The following is a 23,696-nucleotide window of genomic DNA, read 5'->3' as shown; positions in this document are numbered from 1 at the left end:
GAGTCAGCGTCGGGGTTCGCGGGTCGACCACAGCGCGAGCGCGACGAGCACTGGCTGGAAGAACAGCCGGACGAAACGCTTCATGTCCGTGTCGAGGCCGAAGCCGTCACGGTGGTGCATCCACTGCGCCACGTTGCCGGGGAACACGGCGACGAAGAACAGCGCGGCGATCGTGCCGACCGAGCGCCGACGGCGTCGTGCCAGCAACAGGGCAGAGCCGAGCGCGACCTCGGCCACGCCAGAGGCGAGCACGGTCGTATCAGGGTCGAGCGGGAGCGACTCCGGAACCTGGGCCTGGAACTCCTCACGAGCCACCGTGAGGTGCGAGACGCCCGCGAAGACGAGGGAGGCGCCGAGGAAGATGCGGCCGATAGTGCGGGCAGGAGTCGACATGGGGCGAGTTTACGCCTCGGCCACCACGCTCAGATCAGGCGGCGGAGCGCTTCTTCGAGCGAGACGCCCTGGGCCTCGGCGCGGTCGCGCAGGCGGGCGTGCTCGTCGGAGGAAAGGGGGATCCGCAGCTCGATCGGGTCGTCGTCGGGGGCGTTCAGGCCGTCGAGCAGATCGGATGCCTCGGCCCAGAGCGGCTCGGCGACCGAGGCGGCCGCGGCCGGAGAAGGGGTGGATGCTGCCGCGGCCGGAGAAGGGGTGGATGCTGCCGCTGCCGGCGTCGCCGCTGCCGACGATGCGGACGCAGCGACGGACGCGGATCCGGATACGGCGGCCCCGGCATCCGTTCCCATCGTGAAGCCCGGTCCTCGTCGCGGTTCCTGCTTCGCCTGGTAGGCCTTGGCGGCGGCGTTCGCGCGTTCGTCGGCCGCCTCGTTGAGCGGGTGTCCGGCGTGCCCCTTCACCCAGGAGAACTCGACGTCACGGCCGCGGATCGCCTCGTCGATGCCCTCGAGCAGGTCGCGGTTGAGCACGGGCCCGCCGTCGGACTTGCGCCAGCCCTTGCGCTTCCAGCCCGGCATCCACTTCGTCACGGAGTCGATCACGTAGCGGCTGTCGCACTCGATCATCAGCTTCTCGTCGGTGCCGGCGGTCGCGAGCAGCAGTTCGAGCACGGCGCGCAGCTCGCCCTGGTTGTTGGTGCCGTGCGGGGAACCGCCGGCTGCCCAGTTCGCGTCGTCGATGTACCAGGCCCAGCCGTTGGGGCCGGGGTTGCCTAGGGCGGAGCCGTCTGCGGCGGCGGTGATCGTCATCCCTCAACCGTAGCCGCGCGGCCCTTCGTCGATTCGCACGCGGGTCGCAGGGAATCGATGGTTGCCCTGCGTCGCGGTGGCGAAACTGCGACGTGGTGCAGGTCAGTCCTCTTCGGCCTCGGGGGCGGGAGGTGCGACCGGGAACAGGACCGAGCTCAGGTCACCGCTGGTCTCCGCGCCGAGGCCGATCGACAGCGGATCGACGACGGGCGCCGTGTCGAGCACATCCGCCTCCGTGCGCTCGATCGGCTCAGAGGGCAGCACCCACTGGTTCTCTTGTTCTTCCGGCTTCTGCTGGAACAGTCCCATGGTCTCCATTGTGAACCTGCCCGGCGGCGACGGGGTCGGATTCACACCGGATTGATCGGGAGTGGCGGGATCGAGGCTTCGCCTCAGGATGACGCGCGACGGAAGGTGAAGTACCCCGAGACGCCGCCGTGATTCACGACACCGGTCCCGGTGCTCAGCACACGTTCGGATGTCGTCGCCCCGGACCCGACGAACGCGTATCCCGTGTGTTCGAGTCGCCAGCCGACCCGCTCCACCTCGCCGAGGAAGTAGCCGACGCTCTCGTTCTGCAGGTACTCGTTCGCCGCGGAACCCCACGATGACGGGACTCCGGTGAGGCGGCTGACCTCGACGTGCAGGTGCAGCAGCAGGTCGCCACGGGCGTGGGCCTCACGCGCCGCGCCGAGCAGTCTTTCGGCTTCCTCCGCCGTCAGCATGGTTCTCCTGTCGAGTGGTGTCGTGTCGTGCCGACCCGGTTTCGCGGGTTCAGCGCCTGGCGGCCGTGCGCACCGCTTCGACGAGCGTGCGCCAGGGGCCGTCGAGGGCGGAGTCGGGGAGTTCTCGCTCTCGCCGTTCGGAGGGTGTGCGGGCTCGGATGCTCCAGACGTACCGGTCGGCGCCGGTGCCGGCATCAAACTCCTCGTCCCACGGGCAGCCGTCGATGAGGTCGATCCACTCCCCGGCGTCGTCGGGCTCGGCTTCCACCCGCCACTGACGACGGATGCCCGCGATGCCGCCGGTGCGCACCACCGCGATCACGACGTGCGTGTCAGTCGGTGGAGGGGACTCGCTCATCTTCATAGACTCCCACGGCACTCCAGGCGCGTCGAGCCGCTTCGGCCGTGGCATCGTCGAGCGCGGTGGCGGCGGCGACCGTGGCGTCGGCGAATTCCGTGAAGGTCGCCGTGCTCGACAAGCCCCCGGTGAGAGCCCGGTACCAGACCGTGCCCGCCCGCTCCCAGGCGTTGCCGCCGAGGTCGGTCGCGAACAGGGCGAAGGCGCGGTTGGGGATGCCGGAGTTGATGTGCACCCCGCCGTTGTCCTCGGTCGTGCGCACGAAGCCGCTCATGTGGGCGGGCTGCGGGTCTTTGCCGAGCTCGTCGTCGTCGTAGGCGGTGCCGGGGGCGATCATCGAGCGCAGCGCCGCACCCTCGACGGCGTCGGTGAAGATCTCGGCACCGATGAGCCAGGTCGCCTGGTCGGCGGTCTGGCCGAGGGCGTACTGCTCGGTCAGGGCGCCGAACACGTCGGCGATGGACTCGTTCAGCGCCCCGGGCTGCCCCTGGTATTCGAGGTTCGCGGTGTGCTGCACGACGCCGTGCGCGAGCTCGTGGCCGATGACGGTGAGCGATCCGGTGAACCCCTGGAACACCTCGCCGTCGCCGTCGCCGAACACCATCCGCTCGCCGTCCCAGAACGCGTTGTCGTAGTCGACGCCGTAGTGCACGGTTGCGTCGAGCGGGGCGCCGGCGTCGTCGAGGGAGTTGCGCTGGAACGCGGCCAGCAGCATCTCGAACGTGGCGCCGAGCCCATCGAACGCTTCGTTGACCGCGGTGTCTTCCACCGGGGCATCGTCTTCGCCGCGCACCACGGCTCCGGGTAGCTGCTGCGTGTTGCCGGCGTCGCTGATCGTGCGGTTCGGGGCATCCGAGAGCTGAGCGACGAGGTCGCCGTTCTCGTCGATCGAGAGGTCGATGCGGGCGCGGAAGGGCGGGCGACCCGACGTGAGCGTCTGCCGCGCGGCGGCTGCGGCCTTGGGGAAACGCCCCGACTCGGCCAGGCGCGCGAGCAGATAGGAGGGGACCACTCCATGACTTTCTCCGGATGCTGTGCTGCTCATGCTGCGACCCTACGCCGGGGCGCTGACGTTCGGGCTGACTGTCCGTGGGCATGACGCGAAATGAAGGAGATCGCGTGCTTCGAAGGACGCTTCCGCCTCACCGCTCCTTCGTCCCGTGTTTTCTCCTCCATTCCGTGCGCCTCGGGCGAGGAGGCCGAGGCTGCAACGCCCCGCCGACTTGATAACGAGAATCGTTCTCAATAGGGTGAGAACGTCATGAACCCTCCTCTCCGCCGAACCGCATCCGTCGCCGCCGCGCTCACGCTGTTGCTCGCGTTCACCGCCTGTGCCCCGACCGCCCCGCCCACGCCCGACGCATCCGCTCTCGACGCGCACGGCATCGACGCGGGTGGCGCGGCCGAGGTCGCCTCTCCCGCCCGCGCCCTCGTTATCGCCGACCGGCGCGGCGAGCTCACGCTTCTCGACCTCGACACCGAAGAGCGCACGACACTCGCGCCAGGCCGCAGCGGCATCACCGGTCTCTTCGGCGACGGCCGTCTCGTCTACCGCGCGCACGACACGGAGGGCGGCACCGCGGTCGAGGTGTTCGACTCCGCGCGCTGGACCGTGCCGCATGGCGATCACACGCACTCCTTCCGGGGTGCCCCGCAGACGCTCGGAATCCTCGAGGACGACGGAGACGTCACGGTCGTCGCCGGTGAACAGCGGGCGACCGTCGCCTTCGCGGGCGGGGAACTGGTCCTGCTCGCCCACGACGCTCTCGCCCAGGGGCTCGATGCCGCCCCGCGTGTGACCGTCGATGCCGCCGGCGCCGTCGCCCCACTCGCCGGACACCTGCTCGTACCGACCGCGGGGGCGACGATCGAGCTGCTCGACCCGGCCGGCGACCGCGTCCCGGATGCAGCAGTCGCGTGCGCCGATCCCCGCGATGTCGACCTCACCCGCGTCGGCGCCGTCTTCTCGTGCGCCGAGGGGGCCGTGCTCTTCAGCCGCGAGGTCGGCGGCACCGTCGCCGGCGAGACCATCCCGTACCCCGCGAACGCCCTCCCGGCGGGCAGTCTCTCCGGCCGCGCCGACCGCCCCGACCTCGCCGGAGTCGCGGGCGAGCAGGGTGCCTGGCTGCTCGACGTGCGGCAGCGGCAGTGGATGCTGCTCCCCTCCGACGTGCCGCTGTTGCAGGCTGCTGCCCTCGGTGACGACGACAGTCGCACGGTCGCGATCGATGCCGACGGACGCGTCCGCGTGCTCGCCCCGGACGGCACTGTGTTGGCCCGCACGGAACCGCTGCTGGCGGCCTCCGTCATCGACCCCGCCCTGCGCGACCGCGTGCAGCTGCTCGTCGATGCCCAGCACGCCTACGTGAGCGACCCGGCGACTGGTGTCGTGCACGAGATCGACCACGGCGACGGCACGGTCACCCGAACCTTCGCCGACCTCGACCCCTGGTCCGTGCAGCAGGTCGGCTGAGCCCTCGACGACTCCGGTCGTCGCCGCGCATCCCGCGCACCCACCCAGAAGAAAGAGAGACGATCCATGTCCCGACCCCGCAGCCGCCTCGCGATCGGCGCCCTCGGCGTGATCGCCGCCGTGGCGCTCGCCGGATGTGCGAGCCCCGGGCCCGCCGCCGAGAACACCGCAGGCGCCGCACCGGAAGACCACCACGAAGGCGACACCCGCATCGCCGTGACCTACGACGGCGGTGTGCTCGTGCTCGACGGCGAGACCCTCGACACCATCGGGCAGGTCGAGCTCGGCGGCTTCCTGCGCGTCAACGGCGCCGGCGACCACGACGGGCACGTCTTCGTCACCGCGGAAGACGGGTTCCACGTGCTCGACTCCGGCCTGGCATCCGGCACCGTCGAGTTCACCGGCGAGGTGTTCGACGCCGAAGCCGCGGGCCACGCAGTCCCGCACGCCGGACGCACGGCCCTGTTCGACGACGGCACCGGCGAGGTGCGGATCTTCGACACGGATGCCGTCGGCACCGGCACCCTTCCCGAGGTGGACACGATCACCTCGGAGGCCGCCCACCACGGTGTGGCGCTCGAGCTCGCCGACGGCAGCATCCTCTCGACCATCGGCACGGCCGATGCCCGCAGCGGAGTCCGTCACCTCGCGGCCGACGGCACCGAGCTCACCCGCAACGAGCAGTGCCCGAGCGTGCACGGTGAGGGTGCTCTCAAGGGCGAGGTCGTGATGTTCGGCTGCGAAGACGGCGTGCTGCTCTTCGACGGCGGCGCGTTCACCAAGATCGATGCCCCCGACGAGTTCGGTCGCACCGGCAACGCGTACGTGAGCGAGACCAGCGCGATCGCGTTCGGCGACTACAAGACCGACCCTGACCAGGAGGGGTACCTGCTGTCGCAGCTCGCGCGCATCGACACCGCGGCGCAGACGATGTCGATCGTCGACCTCCCGGAGGGTGTGGAGTACACCTGGCGCGGAGTCGGGCGCGACGGACACGACAACGTCGTGGTGCTCGGGGCCGACGGCAGCCTGTCGCTGCTCGACGAGTCAGGTGAGCTCGTCGACACCTGGGATGTGATCGATCCGTGGGAGAGCCCGACCGAGTGGCAGCAGCCGCACCCGGGCCTGCACGTGGTGGGCGACATCGCCTACGTGACCGAGCCGTCGAAGGACCGCATCCTCGCGGTCGACCTGCACACCGGCGAGGTGTCGGCCGAGGCGACCCTCGACGTCGTGCCGAACGAGTTCGTGGTGGTCGGCGCCGCCGGGCACTGACCTCGGCGCCGGTTCGGCGTGACGATTAGCCGAGGTGCCGGCGATGAGCGGAACAATCCCCACGGGAAGCTCCGCGATTCGTCCGCACCTCGGCGAATCGTGCGTGCGCCCCGGGCTCAGTCCGACTCGATACTTAGCACCGTCGTGCGCATGCCGTCGGACTCGTACTGCACGGGCATCCCGGGGTGATCGATCGAGAACCAGAAGACGCCGTCGTCGGTGTCGTACCGGCGGCAGGTGAGCTGCCCGAGGGGTGTCGACAGCGCGACGGTCGACACGCTCGTCGTCCCTGCGTCGAATGCGGCATGCCCCTGCAGCTCGGCCCAGGTCACGCGGTTCGAGACGACGGCCTTCGGGTCGGCGGCGGCCCACCGGTCGAGGGTCGCGCCCTCGTCATCGGTGTCGCGGAAGCGGTTGACGTGTTCGCCCATCGGGCCGTCGGGCCCCTCCAGGAGCAGTCGGATCAGCTTCCCCGATCCGGTGGCCTCGCGGATCTCGGCGGCGGTGAACGGCGTCGGAAGGAGTCCGGGGCCGAGCAGGTACGGGTCGGAATCGGTCATGCGTCCAGTCTGCGCCCTGGGGGTCCGCACCGCCCCCGCCCTTCGCCGAGTCGAGTGCACGGCGTGCTGCCGAGTGCACGGCGCGTTCGCGTCAAGATTCCGTGCGCTGGGCAGCATCCCGTGCACTCGGCGGGGGCGGGGTGCGAACCAGGAGTCGAAGCATGACGCGCAGGGGGTGACATTCCTCCAGTCCTGGGGCTATCTTTGTTTGACTACCGAAACAAGATGATTCGAGGACACCGTGGCGCCGGCTACCCAGACCGTACATTCCGAGGGTGAGATCTTCCGTCTGGTGCGCACCGGGGCGGCCCAGTCCCGCGCCGACCTCGCCCGCCTGACCGGACTCTCCCCCTCGACCGTCGCGCTCCGCGTCGAAGAGCTGATCGCCCACGGCTACATCGAGGAGAACGGCGAGGGCGAGTCTCGCGGAGGCCGTCGCCCCCGCGTGCTGACCGTCAAGGCCGGCGGCAGTGTGGTCGCCGGAGTCGAGCTCGGCGAGAAGCACGCCACGGTGGCGCTGTTCGACCGTCGTGCCGAGGTCGTCGCCTCGACCGTCGCGCAGGTGTCGCTCCTCGACGGGGTCGAGAGCGTCGTGAATCAGGTGTGGGAGTGCGCGCAGAAACTCGCGAAGGACAACGGCGGCCTCACGGTCGAGGGTATCGCGATGAGCCTGCCCGGCCCGGTGGATTCGCGCACCTCGCGCCTGCTGGCGCCCATGCGCATGCCCGGCTGGAACGGCGTCGACGTGGGTGAGGTGCTCGGCTCGGTCACCGGGCTCCCGTTCCTCATCGACAACGACGCGAACGCCATGGCCGTCGGTGAGTTCATCGAGCGCGGCGGCGAGCAGGAGCAGCTGGTCTTCGTGAAGGCGGGCAGCGGCATCGGCTGCGGCATCATCCTCGACGGGGCCGTCTACCGCGGGTACCGAGGGGTCGCCGGCGACATCAGCCACGTCGCCCTGCACAACGCCCCACCCATCATCTGCTCGTGCGGCCGGGTCGGCTGCCTCGACGTGGTCGCCAGCGGTGCGGCGATCGTGGATGCGCTGCGCGAATCAGGTGTCGCGGTGGAGACCCTCGACGACGTGCTCGCACTCGCGCAGGATGCCCACCCCAAAGCCACCTCCGCGCTGCGCGAGGCCGGCGCGCGCACGGGTGAGGTGCTCGCCACGATCATCAACTTCTTCAACCCGCAGGCGCTCGCGCTCGGCGGGCGACTGGCCACGGCCGATGCGTTCGTCGCGGGCGTGCGACAGGCCCTGTTCACGCTCTGCCTGCCCATGTCGACGGATGCTCTCGAGATCGGCGTGAGCCGAGCCGGCGCGCTCGCCGGTGCGCGCGGTGTGGCCTGGGAGCTGCTGGAGCGGATGCTCGACCCGGCCAGGATCGACGAGGAACTTCGCACGACCGCCGCGCAGTAGGTTCGATTATCGGCTCAAGTTCGGGACCATGCGGAACAAGATGCAAGTTTTGGTTCGAGGTCCGATCTAGACTCGGAGTATGACCGAGACGTCCCCGCTCCCGCGCATCGCCATCGCCGGCATGGCCATCGAGTCCAGCACCTTCTCGCCGCACCGCGCCGGCGAACGCGACTTCCTGCGCGTGGAGGGCGAAGAGCTCATCACCCGCTACGACTCCCTGCGCGACGGCGACATGCGCGGCCGCGCCGAGTGGCTGCCGGTCTACTACGCCCGATCGATCCCCGGCGGTGCCGTGCTGCGCGAGGTCTACGACAGCATCAAGACGCGCATCTGCGACGGGCTGCGGGCGCTCGTGGCCGACGGCGAGAAGCTCGACGGCCTCTTCTTCGACATCCACGGGGCGATGAGCGTCGAGGGCATGGACGACGCCGAGGGCGACCTGATCACCGCCATCCGCGAGGTGATCGGCGCCGACGTCGTGGTGTCGGCATCGATGGACCTGCACGGCAACGTCTCGCGCACCCTGATCGAGAACGTCGACATCATCACCTGCTACCGCCTCGCCCCGCACGAGGACACGTGGGAGACGCGCGACCGCGCGATCCGCAACCTCGTCGAGGCGCTCGAGAGCGGTGTCACCCCGCGCCGCGCCTGGGTGCGCGTGCCCATCCTGCTCCCCGGTGAGAAGACCAGCACCCGCGTGGAGCCGGCGAAGAGCCTGTACGCCCGCATCCCCGAGATCGAGGCGCGCCCCGGCATCACCGACGCCGCGATCTGGATCGGCTATGCCTGGGCCGACGAGCCCCGCTGCCACGCGACCGTGGTCGTGACCGGCACCGACGACGCGGCGACCGCTCTCGCCGCGGAAGAGCTCGGTCGCGCGTTCTGGGATGTGCGCGACGACTTCGAGTTCGTGGGCCCTCCCGGAACCCTCGACGAGGGTGTCGCGGCCGGCCTCGCCGCCACCGACACCCCGTACTTCATCAGCGACTCGGGCGACAACCCCGGCGCCGGTGGCACGGGGGACGTCACCTGGACCCTCGCGCAGCTGCTGCAGAAGCCCGAGCTCACCTCCGACGACGCCCCGGTCACGCTGTGCGCCTCGGTGTTCGACAAGGGGGCGCTCGACGTCCTCCGCGGTCACGCCGTGGGTGAGCGGGTGTCGGTCGAGGTCGGCGCGCGCGTCGACAGCGGCCCGAACGGGCCGGTCCTCGTCGAGGGCGTGCTGCACAGCCTGCACGAGGGCGATGTGGACGCGGGCGGCATCGCGGTCATCCGCGTCGGTGGCCTGCACGTGATCGTCACGGAGTTCCGCAAGGCGTACCACGATGTCTCCGACTTCACCTCGATCGGACTCGACCCGGTCGCGGCGCAGATCGTCGTCACCAAGATCGGCTACCTCGAGCCCGAGCTGTACGCGATCATGCGCGGCTGGACGCTCGCCCTCACCCCTGGCGGGGTGGATCAGGACCTCGAGCGGCTCGGTCACCACCGCATCCAGCGTCCGATGCATCCGTTCGACGCGTTCGATGAGGCTCCGGATCTCGCGGCCGAGATGGTCGGCTGACGCGCTTCCGCAGCTTTTCGCCGCAATCGAAGAAAGTTAGTTACTTAAACGTAACAAGACCGACTTCTGCCCCGGACTTAGTTCGGGCATGATTCAAAGTACGTCATAAATCGGACGAACGCCTTGGTTGCGAGGCGTTGAACAAGGAGGTTTACATGCGATCTCAGTCGCTGCGCCGCCGGCTGCTCGCCCCCCTGGGTGCGCTCGCCGTCGCGACGCTCGCCCTCACCGCCTGTCAGGGTGGCGCCTCGGGCGACACCGGCTCGGGCGAGAAGGACACCGTCAGCTTCGCCCTGCAGGTCGGCACCGGACCCAACTGGATCCTGCCGATCTCGTCGCCCGACAAGATGGCCACCCACAACAGCGCCATCAAGGCGACGATGTGGCCGCGCCTGTTCGAGTACAACGGCGTCGACGGCGAGATGGGCTGGGACGAGCTGGCCTCCGCCGCCAAGTCCTACGAGTTCTCCGAGGACCGCAAGACCATCACGATCACGCTGAACGACCTCGACTGGTCGGACGGCGAGCCCGTCACCTCGCGCGACGTGGAGTTCTGGTACAACCTGGTGCGCTTCAACGGCGAGAAGACCGGCGGCTACTCCGCCGGCCTGATGCCCGACAACATCACCGAGTTCACCACCATCGACGACAAGACGTTCTCGCTGACGATGGACAAGGTCTACAACGAGGAGTTCCTCCTCGGCAACCAGCTCAGCCTCATCTACCCGATGCCGCAGCACGTCTGGGACAAGACCAGCGCTGACGGCGAGATCGGCGACCACGACCGCGACCAGGCCGGTGCGACCGCGGTTCTCGACTACCTCTTCTCCGAGGCCGAGGACATGAAGACCTACGCGACCAACGACCTGTGGAAGACCGTCGCCGGCCCGTACACGGTCAAGAGCTGGTCGGACTCGGGTCTGGTGGAACTCACCGCCAACAAGGAGTACACCGGCGAGGACAAGCCGAGCATCGACAACGTCGAGTTCCTGCCGTTCACGTCGGCCGACGCCGAGATGAACGTCGTGCGCTCCGGTGATGTCGACTACGGCTACGTCACGAGCTCGCAGCTCACAAACGAGAAGCAGTTCACCGACCTCGGCTACAGCATCGAGCCGTGGGCCGGCTGGTCGATCACGTACATGCCGTACAACTTCGCCAACCCCGAGAAGGGCTCCTTCTACAAGCAGCTCTACGTGCGTCAGGCACTGCAGCACGCCATCGACCAGGAGACCATCTCCGAGGTCGTCTGGCACGGTGCCGCGACTCCCGACTACGGTCCCATCCCGCAGACCGCGGACTCCAGCGGACTGTCCGACGTGCAGAAGGACAACCCGTACCCGTTCGACCTGAAGAAGGCCGAGAAGCTGTTCACCGACAACGGCTGGGTCAAGGGATCCGACGGCACGCTCGAGTGCGCCGAAGCCGGCGCGGCCGAGGGTCAGTGCGGCGAGGGAATCGCCGCGGGTGACAAGGCGGAGATCGTCGTCACCACGCAGAACGGCTCGCAGGAGACCGACAACATGATGGCGGAGATCCAGTCGTCGCTCGGCAAGATCGGCGTCAAGATGACGATCGACTCCAAGCCGCTCGACACCGTCCTCACGCAGGCGCAGGAGTGCAAGACCGGCAGCGCGTGCACGTGGGAGCTCGTCTTCTTCGGTACTGCGGGCAGCTGGTACTTCCCGCCGTACGCCACCGGTGAGCGCGTCTTCGCGAAGGACACCAAGTGGAACGCCGGACAGTACGACAACCCCGAGGCCGAGGAGCTCGTCCAGGCGATGGCCTTCTCGACCGATCCCGAGATCGCGAAGAAGTACTCCGAGTACCTCGCCACCGACCTCCCGGTCATGTGGATGCCGAACCCGGTGTACCAGGTCTCCGTCGTCCGTGACGGACTCGACATCGCCCACCAGGACCCGGGTGCGTCGTTCCTTCCCCAGCGTTGGTCCTGGACCAAGTAACGAGCAGGTGACATGAGCGTGGTGGAAGCAGCGCAGAACGCGCAGCAGAAGAAGGAGAGGGCCGGCGGCCCGCGGTTCTGGTGGTACCTGTTGCGACGGGTCGGCCAGGGCGGGATCGTCATCCTCATCGTGACGCTGATCGTGTTCGCGCTGCTCCACCTCGCGATGCCGCAGGGGCCGGCCGCCGGCATCCTCGGCATGCAGGCATCGCAGGAGCAGATCGACGCCTTCAACAAGGAGAACGGCTTCGATCTGCCCCTGTGGCAGCAGTACTTCAACTTCCTGCTGCAGCTGGTGCAGGGAGACCTGGGCGACTCGTTCAAACTGAACCGACCGGTGGCGGATGCCATCGGCCAGCGTCTTCCGAAGACGCTGATCCTGGCCCTCATCTCGATGCTCTTCGCACTGATCATCGCGATCCCGATGGGCATCTTCCAGGCCGTGCGCCGCGGCAAGGCCTGGGACTACGCGCTGACCACCTGGAACTTCATCGTCTACTCGACGCCGTCGTTCTTCCTCGGCCTGATCCTCGTGATCGTGTTCGCCCAGTGGCTGCGGCTCGTACCCGCCCAGGCGCCGCAGGGCGAGACCGTCGGCGACGTGCTGGCCAACCCGGCCGGCCTCGTGCTGCCGGTGCTCACCGCGGCGCTCGGCATCATCGCGACGTTCTCGCGGTACATGCGCTCGGCCACGATCGACAACCTCTCCGAGGACTACGTCCGCACCGCCAGGGCGAAGGGCACCTCGGTGCCCGTGGTGATCACCCGCCACGTGGTGCGCAACTCCCTGACCCCCGTGATCGCCATGCTCGGCTACTACCTGCCGGTCATGTTCGGCGGCATGATCGTCGTCGAGTCGCTCTTCAACTACCCCGGCATGGGCCTGCTGTTCTGGACCTCGGCGCAGACCTCCGACTACCCCGTGCTGATCGGCTGCATCCTGGTGATCGCGCTCGCGACGGTCATCGGATCGCTCCTCGCCGACATCATCCAGGCGCTGCTCGATCCGCGCACCCGAGAGGAGCTCTCGTGAGCACCACGACCATCGTGATGCGCACGCTGACCCCGCGTCAGCGGGGCACGCGCCGCTTCCTGCAGAACAAGCTCGCCGTCTTCGGCATCGTGACCATCGTGCTGTTCCTGCTCTTCTGCTTCCTGGGTCCGCTGATCCACCCGACGGACCAGATCCACACCGACCTGCGCAGCACCATGCTGCCGCCGGGCAGCCCTGGCCATCCGCTCGGCACCGACGACGTCGGCTACGACGTGCTCGGTCGGCTCATGATGGGCGGTCAGATCTCGATCCTGATCGGCCTCGCCGCCGGCATCCTCGCCACCGTCATCGGCACCCTCTGGGGCGCGATCGCCGGCTACGTCGGCGGTGCCGTCGACACCGTGATGATGCGCGTCGTCGACGCCGGCATCGCGATCCCCGCGACCTTCCTGCTGCTGATCCTCTCGGCGATCCTGCGCCCGAGCGTGCCGCTGATGATCTGCGTCATCGGCCTGGTGTCCTGGCTCGTCCCGGCTCGTCTCGTGCGCGCTGAATCGATCTCGCTGAAGTCGCGCGAGTACGTGCTGGCCCTGCGGGCGATGGGCGGTACGCACTCCCGCGCCGTGCTCAAGCACATCGTCCCGAACACCGTCGGCACGATCGTCGTGAACGCCACCTTCCAGGTCGCCGACGCCATCCTCCTCGTCGCCTACATCTCGTTCCTCGGAATGGGGCTGCAGAAGCCGGCGACCGACTGGGGCGCCATGCTCACCAGCGGCATCACCTACACGTACGCGGGCGCCTGGTGGCTGATCTTCCCCGCCGGATTCTGCATCGTGCTGACCGTCTGCGCCTTCAACAGCATCGGCGACGGCCTGCGCGACTTCTTCGACGTGAAGGGGCGTGCCGCATGAGCGACGCACTGCTGGAGATCTCCGACCTCACGGTCACGTTCCGCACGGAAGACGGATCGGTCGAGGCCGTGAAGGGCATCGACCTCGAGGTCCGACCCGGCGAGGTGCTGGCGCTGGTCGGCGAGTCCGGTTCGGGCAAGTCCGTCACCGCCATGGCCATCCTGAAGCTGCTGCCGCGCTCGGCCACGGTCACCGGTTCGATCCGGCTCGCCGGGCGCGAGCTCCTGCCGCTCGCGGAAGCCGAGATGAACGCCGTGCGCGGCGCCGAGATCTCGATGGTGTTCCAGGAGCCGATGACCGCGCTCAACCCGAGCATGCGGATCGGCGACCAGATCACCGAGGCGATCCTCAACCACCGCACCATCTCCAAGGCGGAGGCCTGGGAGCGTGCGGTCGAGATGCTCCGGCGCGTGGGCATCCCCGAGCCCGCCCGTCGGGCGAAGAGCTACCCGCACGAGCTGTCCGGTGGGCAGCGCCAGCGCGTGGTCATCGCGATCGCCCTCGCCTGCGAGCCGCAGCTGATCATCGCCGACGAGCCGACGACCGCACTCGACGTGACCGTGCAGGCCGAGATCCTCGACCTGATCCGCGGTCTCGCGGCCGAGTCGGGGACCGCGTTCCTGCTCGTCACGCACAACATGGGCGTCGTCGCCGACATCGCCGACCGGGTCGCGGTGATGTTCCGCGGCACCATGGTCGAGGTGGGCGACACCCGCACGGTGCTCACCGCGCCGCGCGAGGACTACACGAAGAAGCTGCTCAGCGCCGTGCCCTCGCTGCCCGACCTCGCGAGCGTGATCGAACGGGAGCCCGAGACCGAGGTCCCCGCCGCGGTGCTCGAGCTGGATGCCGCGAGCGTCACCTACCGACGCGGCGGACGACCGTTCCTCGCGCTCGACGGCGTGAGCCTGCGCATCGCTCCGGGCGAGATCCTCGGCCTGGTCGGCGAATCCGGATCGGGCAAGTCGACCCTCGGACGCGCGGCACTGGGGCTCCTGCCCCTGTCGAGCGGCGGCATCACCCTGTTCGGCGAGAAGGTCGGACGCGGCGGTGTCTCCGGGCGTCGGGAGCGCGCGCTGCGCGGTCGCGTCGGCGCGATCTTCCAGGACCCGGGTTCCAGCCTGGACCCGCGTATGACCGTCGGCGAGGCCATCGCTGAGCCCCTGCTCGTGCAGCGGCGGCGCTTCCCGACCTCGGCGAACACGCGTCGCACCCGCGTGGCCGAGCTTCTCGACGCCGTCGAGCTGCCCACGAACTACGCCTCGCGCTACCCGCACGAGCTCTCCGGAGGGCAGCGTCAGCGCATCGGTCTCGCGCGCGCCATCGCCCTGGAGCCGGAACTGATCATCGCCGACGAGCCCACCTCGGCCCTCGACGTCTCGGTGCAGGCCGCGGTGCTCGAGGTGCTGCGCACCCTGCAGGAGAAGATGCACTTCGCGTGCCTCTTCATCAGCCACGACCTCGCCGTGGTGCACGAGATCTCCGACCGGGTGGCCGTGATGCTCAAGGGCGAGATCGTCGAGACGGGCTCCGCCGACGACGTGCTCCTGGCGCCGCAGCATCCGTACAGCCGACGGCTGCTGGCCTCGGTGCCGGTTCCCGATCCCGACAAGCAGGCGCTGCGGCGGGAGGCCCGTGCGGCCGCCCGGGTGATGGCCCCGTGACCGGGGGAGAGCCGACCCGATCGACCCTTGTGCACGGCGCGGGCCCTGTCGTGCTCGGGCTCGACGTCGGCGGATCGAGCGTCAAGCACCTGCTCGCGCCGGCGCGCATCTCGCTGGATGCGCCGCCCACGCCCCTCGCGCGCGGCCGCCACGCGACGCCCAAGGATTCACCTGTCGACGGGCTCGCCGCCATCGCCGCATCGCTCCGCGGTGATGCCGAGCTCGAACGCGTGGTGCTGTCGATCCCCGGACTCGTCGACGAGGCGGCGGGCGTGGTCGTGCGCTCGACCAACATCCCGGCGCTCGACGGCCGCCCGCTCGGCGCGCAGCTCAGCGCCGAACTCGGCATCCCGGTCGACGTCATCAACGACGGTCACGCCGCCGCGGTCGCCGAGGCCTCGTGGGGCGCGGGCGCCGGTGTCGACGACGTCTTCGTGCTCGCGCTGGGCACCGGGATCGCGGGCGCACACGTGGCGCACGGACAGGTCGTCCCCGGGGCGCACGGCTCGGCCGGCGAACTCGGACACATCACGATCGAGCCCGACGGCAGCATCTGCTCGTGCGGACGCCGCGGATGCCTGGAGACCATCATCGGCGCACCCGCCCTGCGGCGGGCGTGGGCCGCGGTCGGCGGTGCAGGCGGTCCGGAAGGGCTGCTGGCGGCGAGCAGCGAGGGGGATGCGGTGGCCACCGCGATCGTGGAGCGGGCGTCGTCGGCGCTCGCGGAGGCGATCCTCACCCTGTGTGCCCTCGTCGATCCCGGTTGCATCGTGATCGGCGGCGGGCTCGCTCAGGCGCCGCATCAGCTCGTGACGCTCGCGGCACGCTATGTCGGCGAACGGGCCTCGTTCCATCGGGTTCCGCCCATCGTGCCGGCCACGCTCGGCGAGTGGGCCGGGGCGAACGGTGCCGTGCTGACCGCGCTCCGCCGCCAGCGCGCCCTCGTCTGACGCGCCGCACGCGTCGCCGCATCATGTCGCGTCGCGTCTCCGTGCGCGTCGCATCCCGCCGAGTGCACGGGTTCTTGCCGAGTGCACGACTTGCCCGCGTCGACAGCCCGTGCACTCGGCGACAAGCCGTGCACTCGACAACGGGGGCGGGCGGATGTCGGCGGGGCGGATGCCCAGGACACTCGCGTAAAATCAGCACAATGACCGACGCCCCCTCCGACGCTGCACCCGACCTCGGACCGGGCGTCGACCCCGACGATCTCGCCACGACCCTTCGCGTACTGGCCGAGCTGCACCAGATCGACAACGAGCACCCGGACTTCGTCGCCGTGCGCCACGCGACCGCGGCGATGTTCAAGGCGGTCAAGCGCGTGCGCCGCAAGGAGATCCGCGACGCGATCGCCGAGGCCGACAAGGCCGTCGTCGCCCGCACCGCCACCGGGGCGCCCGACCGCATCGACGACGAGACCCGCGGCAACGACCTCGCCACCAGCGTGCAGGACGCGCCCATCGCGGGCGAGCTGCTCAAGCCCCGCAACTGCTACATCTGCAAGCAGCCGTACACGCAGGTCGACGCGTTCTACCACCAGCTCTGCCCGGACTGCGCCCGCTTCAGCCACGGCAAGCGCAACGCCCGCACCGACCTCACGGGCAAGCGCGCCCTGCTCACGGGTGGCCGCGCCAAGATCGGCATGCACATCGCGCTGCGGCTGCTCCGCGACGGTGCGCACACGACCATCACGACCCGGTTCCCGCGCGACGCCGTGCGTCGCTTCTCGGCCCTTCCCGACTCGGGGGACTGGCTGCACCGCCTGCGCGTCGTCGGCATCGACCTGCGCGACCCCGCCCAGGTGATCGGCCTCGCCGACTCGGTCGCGGCTCAGGGCCCGCTCGACATCCTCATCAACAACGCCGCGCAGACCGTGCGCCGCTCGCCCGGTTCGTACTCGCTGCTGGCGGATGCCGAACTGCAGCCACTTCCCGACGGACCGCTCCCCGAGATGGAGACCTTCGGGCACACTGCCGATCCGCACCCGCAGGCGCTGCAGGCATCGGTCGACGCGCATCCGCTGCTCTCGGTCGCCGCCCTCGGCGGCACGGTCGCCGAGCAGGGCGGACAGGCGCTCACGGCAGAAGACCTCGCCCGGCTCGCGATGGCGCCCGGCTCGTCGTCGCTCGAGAAGCACGCCGACGGCACCGCGATCGACGCGGGTGGTCTCGTGCCGGATGTGAACCGCACCAACAGCTGGGTGCAGTCGATCGACCAGGTCGACCCGCTCGAGATGCTCGAGGTGCAGCTCGCCAACACGACCGCGCCGTTCCTGCTGATCAGCCGGCTGCGCGCGTCGATGGCGGCATCCGATTCGCACCGCAAGTACGTGGTGAACGTGTCGGCCATGGAGGGGCAGTTCTCCCGCCGGTACAAGGGCCCGGGGCACCCGCACACGAACATGGCCAAGGCCGCGCTCAACATGCTCACCCGCACCAGCGCCGGCGAGATGCTCGAGAAGGACGGCATCCTCATGACCGCGGTCGACACCGGATGGATCACCGACGAGCGCCCGCACTACACGAAGGTGCGTCTGGCCGAAGAGGGTTTCCATGCTCCGCTCGACCTCGTCGACGGCGCCGCCCGCGTGTACGACCCGATCGTGCGTGGCGAGGCCGGCGAAGACGTGCACGGGGTGTTCCTGAAGGACTACGAGCCCAGCCCCTGGTGAACCCCCGCAGTCGATAGCATCGACGGGTGGATCTGATCTCGGGTGCTGCCAATGTCGCGGGCATCGCCGGCGCCGCGGCGCCCCTGGTGCGTCGGGGCGCCCTGGAGCGCGAGTTCCACGCGTGCTTCGCGCGGGCACTGAGGCAGGCCTTCGTCGAGCAGGACCGCGACGACAGAGGCGTGACCGCGTCGATGCTCGCCGACGCGCTGAGGCCGAAGCAGGCGTACCGGCTGCTCGCGCAGCACGACCCGCAGTTGGCGGCGCCCGACCGTGTCGATCGCTGGTCTCTGACATTCCGTCAGGAGCTTCCCGCGCTCGACGTGATCGACGAACGGACCGTCGACATCCCGCGACTCGCGCAGGAGACCGCCCGACTGCTCGCGCAGGAGATCGACAGAGCCGCACGGCAGCCGGACAGCGCGCTCGCCCTGCCGCTCCTGCTCGCTCGGTCGGCGCCGGCCGACACGGTCTCTGGTGCGCGAGAGGAGAACGCATCGACGTTCGCCCGTAGCCCCTCGGGCGCCGTCTCCAACATCGCGACCCTGCCCCTGAGCGAGCAGCCCGTGGCGCGCCCCGAGCAGGATGTCGTGGAGGAGACCCTCTCGGCGCATCGCCTCGCCGTCATCGCGGGCGGGCAGGGAGCCGGCAAGAGCGTCCTCGCGGAGATGACGGCACGTTCGTGGAGTGCGCACGAAGACCTCGAACTCGTGTGGTGGGTGTCGGCCAAGACGCCGCAGCTGCTTCTGGATGCCTGCGAGTCGCTGCTGCAGGAGTTCGGCGAGCAGCCAATGGGCGACCTGCCGGCGCAGGTCCGGTCTCTCCTCGCCCGTCGCGACGGGTGGCTCGTCGTCGTGGACGATGCTCCGGGGTTCGACACCGTCCGCGAGCTGCTTCCCGCCGAACACGAGAGCGGAACGGTTCTGGTGACGACGCGCTCGGCCGCATCCTTCCCGAAGCATGCCGTCGTGCAGGTCGATGGCGCGAACGACGCCACCCTGCGTGGAATCGCTCGTCGCCGCCTTCCGGACGACGTCTCGGAAGGCGAGGTCGACGAGGTGCTCGGCGCCTGCGCGGGCAATCCCCTGATCGTGTCCACGGCGTGCGGATATGTGGCAGAGACCGGCACCTCGGTCGCATCCCTGGTCGCCCTGATGCGCTCGAGCCCCAGTCGCGTCCTCGCCGGACGTCCGGAGTCCGCCGGATTCGTCGGCGTCCTGGCCGCCGTGCGCGACGACGCTCGCGGAGGACTCGCGTGGCAACTGCTCGTCGCGGTGGCCGTCAGCGGAGGCAGCGGCGTACCCCGGCGCCTGTTCGAGACGGCCTTCGCGGAAGAGACAGACGCGCAGCTCCGCATCGACGAGGCGTTCCGCGAGCTGATCGGCATCGGCGTCGTGAGTATCCGCGGGGCACTCGTCCAGAGCCATGCCCTCACTGCATCCGTCGTTCTCGACCTCGCGGAGCAGCCGTTGCGCGCGGGATCCGCCGTCCTGCTCATCGAAGCGGTGCTGCGTCTCATCGATGTGCCCGGGCGTCGTCTGCTCCCGGGCCTGGCAGCGGTGATCGATGCCGTGGACCCCTTGCTGGAAACGCAGAGGGCGTCACGCGTCGTCGCCCGGATCCTGCTCGCGGAGCGGCTGGCGGAGCAGGGCTCGGTCAGCGGCGCCTACCGGCAGATACAGGCGGCGCGTGCGGTTCCCTTCGTGCACGAGAGTCCCGACGCGCAGGTGGTCATCCTGCAATCCGAGGCCCGCGTGCACCTGTTGGCGGGGGAATCCGGTCAGGCGAAGCAGGCGGCGGAGCGGGTGGTGGCCGATGCGGCGGCACCGGACGACCTGCGGGCAGCCGCGCATGTGACCATCGCCTGGGCGGAGGAGGCGCTGGGGGATCCGGCAGCTGCGCGGCGCAGCATCGCGGAGACGCTGCGCTTGATGCCGGACGATGTAGGCGTGCAGTCACTCCATGATCAGTTCTTCCTCACGGATGTGCCGGCCGCGGAGCGCGTGGCAGGGTATCTGGAGCTCGCCGAGCGGGCGGATGAGGAGCTGCGTGGCAACTTCCTGACGATGGCGTCGCGCAGCAGCATCGAGGCCGGTCATCCCCGGGAGGCAGTGGAATACGCGCAACGTGCCGTGAAGCTGGATCGGGGAGTCGGAGGCGAGCGCAGCCTGCATGTGGCACGAGACCTCAACGATCTGGGCATGGCGCTGATCGCCACCGGCCAGCTGGAGCAGGCCTCGACGGCCCTGGAGGAATCGATCGGGATCTACCGGGAGGACCACGAGTCGCACAGCCACACTGCGCTTCCCCTTCTGCATCTCGGTCGGCTGCTCACCCTGCGCGCGCAGGATGCGCAGCCGCCGGATGCCGGGCTGCTCACGCAGGCCCGCCGCACCTTGAGTGAGGCGATCGATCTGCAGCGGCGGGCGGCGCCCGACAGCGACGACCACGCCAGCATGCTCTATGCGCTCGGCGATGTCATGCTGCTCTCCGGCGACGCCAGTGGTGCGCTGGATTCGTACCGTGAGTCGGCGCGGATCGATCGAGCGGTGCACGGCGAAGCGCATCGTGAAGTCGGTTTCGATGTCGCGCGGATGATGCAGGCCCAACTGCAGCTGGGTGACGCCGACGGGGCGCTGAGCTCCTTCGGGACCGTGAAGACCCAGGTGCCGGAGTGGGAGCGCGTCGATCCGAACCTCGCGGTCCGCCTGCTCTGCATGCAGGCGGGAGCGCTGTTGGCACTGCCGCCTCAGCGAGTGCTGCAGAAGGCGGAGTTGGCCACCGTGGTCTCGCGAATCCAGGTGCTGCTGCGCGTGCCAAGTGTCAGCGACGATCATCGGACGATGGCCCGCGAGATCGTCCTGCGAGTGGCGCAGCAGATCCGCTGAGCGGCGACGTCCGCGTCAGTGCGCGCGCTCGGCGAGGTTGGCGGATGCCCAGCGGCCGAGCTGATCGAGGATGGGCAGCAGCCCCTCGCCGCTGGAGGTGAGTGCGTATGACACGGTGATCGGCGGGCCGGCATCGACCGTGCGCGCGACGAGACCGGCATCGGAGAGCTCTGCCAGGCGGTCGGAGAGCACGGTGTCGCTGATGCCGGCGACCGCGCGCCGCAGCGCGACGAAGGTCGAAGGGCCGCCTCCGAGCGAGGACACGATCATGCCGTTCCACCGTTTGCCGAGCACGCTGAAGGCCAGTGTGACGGCGGCGTCGCACACCTGACGTTCTTCTTCGACCTCGGCCATGCGCCCATCCTACCCGTGCTACGTTAACCAGTGTCGCTAATAAAAACCTAGCGACTACGAAAACGAGAGGTAGGCCCATGTCCCTGTTCCGCCTGGATGCCAGCATCCTTCCCGCGTCGTCCGCCAGCCGCGCGCTCGCCGACCTCGTCGAGGCCGAGTGGACCGCGTCCCACCCCGACTCGACCGTCACCCGCCGTGACCTGGCGAGCGACCCGGTGCCCGCGACCGCCTGGGCGGATGCCGTCACCGGCGGCTTCGTCGACGAGGCCCAGCGCACCTCCGCGCAGAACGATGCCCGTGCGCTCGCGACCTCGTTCGCCGACGAGCTGATCGGTGCCGACGCCCTGCTGTTCGCCGTGCCGCTGTACAACTACGGCGTCTCGCAGCACTTCAAGACCTGGTTCGACCTGGCCTACACCGACCCGCGCATCGACCCGACGGGCACCGCGCTGAACGGCAAGCCCGCGACGCTCGTCACCGTGCTCGGCGGCAACTACGCAGAGGGCTCGCCCAAGGAGGGCTGGGACCACTCGACCGGCTGGCTGCGCCGCGTGCTCGAAGACGTCTGGGGCCTCGACCTGCGCGTCGTGCAGCGTCCGTTCACCCTCGTCGGCGTGAACCCGGCGCTCGACGCGTTCACCGACACGGCGCGCGAGCTCAAGGAGAACGCCGAGGCCGACGCCCGCACCTTCGGCCGCGAGCTCGCCGCGACGCGCGACCCCCGCGTGGCCTGAGGTTCCGGAGCCGAGCCGCCCCCTTGTGATCGAACCGGCCCCCTACGTGCGCACGTAGGGGGCCGGTTCGATCCGAAAGGGGTGGTTCGACCCTCCCGGTAGGGATGGGGCGTCAGGCGGGCGCGGCCGCCGGGTACGGATGCGGCAGCCACACCGTCACGATCAGACCGCCGTCCGCGCGCGGGGTGAGCACCAGGGTGCCGCCGTGCGCCTGGGTGATGCGGTCGACGATCGCGAGGCCGAGTCCCGCACCGGCATGGTCGTCGTCGCGGGTGCGCTCGGCGCCCCGCTGAAACGGCTCGACAAGGGTCGCCACCAGATGCGCCGGCAGCACCTCGCCGGTGTTCTCGACCACCAGCGCGACCGCCTGCGGCGTCGAGTGCGTGCGCACGGCCACGGCCCCTCCGGACGACAGATTGTGCACGATCGCATTCAGCACGAGGTTGGTGACCAGCTGCGGCAGCAGCGCTGACGAACCGAGCACCGACGCGGGCGCACCGCCCACTTCGACGGTCACACCGCGACGGTCGGCGAGCGGCAGCAGCGCCTCCACCGCCCCCTCGGCGAGCAGGGAGAGGTCGACGATCTCGCGCGGGAACGTCCTGCGGTCGGCGCGGCTCAGGAGCAACAGGGCCTCGGTGAGCTCGATCGCCCGGGTGTTCACCTCACGCAGTCGCGCGATCAGGGCGTCGACATCGCGGTCGGGGTCGGCCTCGGCGACCTCGAGCAGGGTCTGCGAGATCGCGAGCGGGGTGCGCAGCTCGTGTGAGGCGTTCGCGGCGAACCGCTGCTGCTCGGCGACGTGCGCCTCGAGCTGCTCGAGCATCGAGTCGAAGACATCGGCCAGATCGCGGAACTCGTCACGGGGGCCGGCGAGCGCCACACGGTGCGACAGCGACCCCTGCGCGGCGAGCCGGGCGGCGTCGCCGATGCGGTCGAGCGGCGCGAGCATCCGTCCGGCCAGCAGCCACCCGGCGCCGAGACCGAACGCGAGCAGCACCAGCATGACCATCGAGGCCACCGGCACGAACGCCCGACTGAGGTCGCCGCGGTTGGGGAAGAAGTCGACGGTGTCCGGCACGTAGCGCAGCAGGAACAGCCCGACCGCGGCGAGGAGCAGACCTCCCGACACCACCACGATCACCGCGTAGCTCAGCGTGAGTTTGAGGCGGGCGCTCATCCCGCGGCGCCTAGGCATCGGTATCCGTCCCGATCCGGTACCCGACTCCCGGCACCGTGAGGATCAGCCATGGCTCGCCCAGGCGCTTGCGCAGCGACGACACCGTGATGCGCACGGCATTCGTGAACGGGTCGGCGTTCTCGTCCCAGGCCCGCTCCAGCAGCTCTTCGGCGCTGACCACCCCGCCCTCCGCGTCGACCAGCACCTCCAGCACGGCGAACTGCTTGCGGGTGAGCGCGACGTAGCGGTCGTCGCGGTACACCTCGCGGCGGAACGGGTCCAGCCGCAGCCCGGCGACCTCGAGCACCGGCGGGCGGCTGCGCTGACGGCGGCGGTCGAGGGCGCGCAGGCGCAGCACCAGTTCCCGCAGCTCGAACGGCTTGGTGAGGTAGTCGTCGGCGCCGATCTCGAAGCCGCTCGCCTTGTCGTCGAGCCGGTCGGCGGCGGTGAGCATCAGGATCGGGATGCCGCTGCCGGAGGCCACGATCCACCGGGCGATGTCGTCGCCCGACGGGCCGGGCACGTCGCGGTCGAGCACGGCGATGTCGTAGGAGTTGATGCTCAGCAGCTCGAGCGCGGTGTCGCCGTCGCCGGCGATGTCGGCCGCGATCGCCTCCAGGCGCAGCCCATCACGGACCGCCTCGGCGAGGTAGGGCTCGTCCTCGACGATCAGCACACGCATGGCTGAGATCCTACGCAGTGCGGCATATCGGGAGCATATGGAAAAGCGCATACGCCCTCGCAACCGGCGTGCTTC

General features: G+C 69.8%; 22 protein-coding genes. 12 read left to right on the top strand and 10 right to left on the bottom strand.

The window, feature by feature from the left end:
- Positions 1 to 3: 3 nt before the first annotated feature.
- The 6 genes from BQ2383_RS09295 to BQ2383_RS09270 form a co-directional block, all read right to left on the bottom strand.
- A complete protein-coding gene (locus tag BQ2383_RS09295; RefSeq protein ID WP_091032862.1) occupies positions 4 to 393 on the bottom strand; it encodes a DoxX family protein in 390 nt (129 codons plus the stop codon).
- Between the two features lie 29 nt (positions 394 to 422).
- Entirely contained in the window at positions 423 to 1,202 is a 780-nt protein-coding gene (locus BQ2383_RS09290) for a ribonuclease H family protein (protein WP_091032859.1), read from the bottom strand.
- A 102-nt stretch (positions 1,203 to 1,304) separates the two neighbouring features.
- A complete protein-coding gene (locus BQ2383_RS09285; RefSeq protein ID WP_091032857.1) occupies positions 1,305 to 1,511 on the bottom strand; it encodes a hypothetical protein in 207 nt (68 codons plus the stop codon).
- A gap of 83 nt (positions 1,512 to 1,594) precedes the next feature.
- The gene (locus tag BQ2383_RS09280) at positions 1,595 to 1,927 is read right to left on the bottom strand and encodes a hypothetical protein (protein WP_091032854.1); all 333 of its coding nucleotides are present in this window, start codon (positions 1,925 to 1,927) and stop codon (positions 1,595 to 1,597) included.
- Between the two features lie 49 nt (positions 1,928 to 1,976).
- The gene (locus BQ2383_RS09275; RefSeq protein ID WP_091032852.1) at positions 1,977 to 2,285 is read right to left on the bottom strand and encodes a protealysin inhibitor emfourin; all 309 of its coding nucleotides are present in this window, start codon (positions 2,283 to 2,285) and stop codon (positions 1,977 to 1,979) included.
- Positions 2,260 to 3,330, bottom strand: coding sequence for a M4 family metallopeptidase (locus BQ2383_RS09270; protein WP_091032849.1), 1,071 nt, complete (start codon positions 3,328 to 3,330; stop codon positions 2,260 to 2,262). Before BQ2383_RS09270 ends, BQ2383_RS09275 begins: the two co-directional genes overlap by 26 nt.
- A gap of 216 nt (positions 3,331 to 3,546) precedes the next feature.
- Here BQ2383_RS09270 and BQ2383_RS09265 point away from each other — a divergent pair, with 216 nt between their 5' ends.
- Both BQ2383_RS09265 and BQ2383_RS09260 read left to right on the top strand, forming a co-directional pair.
- Entirely contained in the window at positions 3,547 to 4,758 is a 1,212-nt protein-coding gene (locus tag BQ2383_RS09265) for a hypothetical protein (protein WP_091032847.1), read from the top strand.
- A gap of 66 nt (positions 4,759 to 4,824) precedes the next feature.
- Positions 4,825 to 6,033, top strand: a complete 1,209-nt coding sequence (locus BQ2383_RS09260) for a hypothetical protein (protein WP_091032844.1) — start codon at positions 4,825 to 4,827, stop codon at positions 6,031 to 6,033.
- Between the two features lie 116 nt (positions 6,034 to 6,149).
- Here BQ2383_RS09260 and BQ2383_RS09255 read toward each other — a convergent pair whose 3' ends face one another.
- A complete protein-coding gene (locus BQ2383_RS09255; protein WP_091032841.1) occupies positions 6,150 to 6,593 on the bottom strand; it encodes a hypothetical protein in 444 nt (147 codons plus the stop codon).
- A 241-nt stretch (positions 6,594 to 6,834) separates the two neighbouring features.
- Between BQ2383_RS09255 and BQ2383_RS09250 the strand changes: the two genes are divergently transcribed.
- The 9 genes from BQ2383_RS09250 (at position 6,835) to BQ2383_RS09210 (ending at position 20,671) form a co-directional block, all read left to right on the top strand.
- Complete coding sequence (locus tag BQ2383_RS09250; RefSeq protein ID WP_091032838.1) at positions 6,835 to 8,013, top strand: ROK family transcriptional regulator; 1,179 nt, start codon at positions 6,835 to 6,837, stop codon at positions 8,011 to 8,013.
- 79 nt (positions 8,014 to 8,092) lie between these two features.
- A complete protein-coding gene (locus BQ2383_RS09245; protein ID WP_091032837.1) occupies positions 8,093 to 9,580 on the top strand; it encodes a M81 family metallopeptidase in 1,488 nt (495 codons plus the stop codon).
- Positions 9,581 to 9,735: 155 nt separating this feature from the next.
- A complete protein-coding gene (locus tag BQ2383_RS09240; protein WP_091032823.1) occupies positions 9,736 to 11,544 on the top strand; it encodes a peptide ABC transporter substrate-binding protein in 1,809 nt (602 codons plus the stop codon).
- A 12-nt stretch (positions 11,545 to 11,556) separates the two neighbouring features.
- The gene (locus BQ2383_RS09235) at positions 11,557 to 12,576 is read left to right on the top strand and encodes an ABC transporter permease (RefSeq protein ID WP_091032821.1); all 1,020 of its coding nucleotides are present in this window, start codon (positions 11,557 to 11,559) and stop codon (positions 12,574 to 12,576) included.
- Positions 12,573 to 13,451: an ABC transporter permease gene (locus BQ2383_RS09230; protein ID WP_244175958.1), complete on the top strand. Its 879-nt coding sequence runs from the start codon at positions 12,573 to 12,575 to the stop codon at positions 13,449 to 13,451. Before BQ2383_RS09235 ends, BQ2383_RS09230 begins: the two co-directional genes overlap by 4 nt.
- Entirely contained in the window at positions 13,448 to 15,115 is a 1,668-nt protein-coding gene (locus BQ2383_RS09225; RefSeq protein WP_091032819.1) for an ABC transporter ATP-binding protein, read from the top strand. Before BQ2383_RS09230 ends, BQ2383_RS09225 begins: the two co-directional genes overlap by 4 nt.
- Entirely contained in the window at positions 15,112 to 16,065 is a 954-nt protein-coding gene (locus BQ2383_RS09220) for an ROK family protein (protein ID WP_091032818.1), read from the top strand. The genes BQ2383_RS09225 and BQ2383_RS09220 overlap by 4 nt, the downstream gene beginning before the upstream one ends.
- Before the next feature lie 200 nt (positions 16,066 to 16,265).
- Entirely contained in the window at positions 16,266 to 17,786 is a 1,521-nt protein-coding gene (locus BQ2383_RS09215) for an SDR family NAD(P)-dependent oxidoreductase (protein WP_091032816.1), read from the top strand.
- Positions 17,787 to 17,812: 26 nt separating this feature from the next.
- Positions 17,813 to 20,671 carry a tetratricopeptide repeat protein gene (locus BQ2383_RS09210; RefSeq protein WP_091032815.1) on the top strand — a complete coding sequence of 953 codons (2,859 nt, stop codon included), beginning with the start codon at positions 17,813 to 17,815 and terminating at the stop codon, positions 20,669 to 20,671.
- A 15-nt stretch (positions 20,672 to 20,686) separates the two neighbouring features.
- Here BQ2383_RS09210 and BQ2383_RS09205 read toward each other — a convergent pair whose 3' ends face one another.
- A complete protein-coding gene (locus BQ2383_RS09205; protein WP_091032813.1) occupies positions 20,687 to 21,025 on the bottom strand; it encodes a winged helix-turn-helix transcriptional regulator in 339 nt (112 codons plus the stop codon).
- Between the two features lie 77 nt (positions 21,026 to 21,102).
- Between BQ2383_RS09205 and BQ2383_RS09200 the strand changes: the two genes are divergently transcribed.
- Positions 21,103 to 21,759, top strand: a complete 657-nt coding sequence (locus BQ2383_RS09200) for an FMN-dependent NADH-azoreductase (protein WP_029261404.1) — start codon at positions 21,103 to 21,105, stop codon at positions 21,757 to 21,759.
- 112 nt (positions 21,760 to 21,871) lie between these two features.
- Here the strand turns inward: BQ2383_RS09200 and BQ2383_RS09195 are convergent, their stop codons facing one another.
- Entirely contained in the window at positions 21,872 to 22,939 is a 1,068-nt protein-coding gene (locus BQ2383_RS09195; protein WP_091032812.1) for a sensor histidine kinase, read from the bottom strand.
- Between the two features lie 10 nt (positions 22,940 to 22,949).
- Positions 22,950 to 23,621: a response regulator transcription factor gene (locus BQ2383_RS09190; protein ID WP_091032811.1), complete on the bottom strand. Its 672-nt coding sequence runs from the start codon at positions 23,619 to 23,621 to the stop codon at positions 22,950 to 22,952.
- Positions 23,622 to 23,696: the final 75 nt, after the last annotated feature.

It is taken from the genome of Microbacterium oxydans (genome assembly GCF_900095745.1).
GTDB classification, from domain to species: Bacteria; Actinomycetota; Actinomycetes; order Actinomycetales; family Microbacteriaceae; genus Microbacterium; species Microbacterium oxydans_B.
This window is presented reverse-complemented; position numbering and strand designations above follow the sequence as displayed.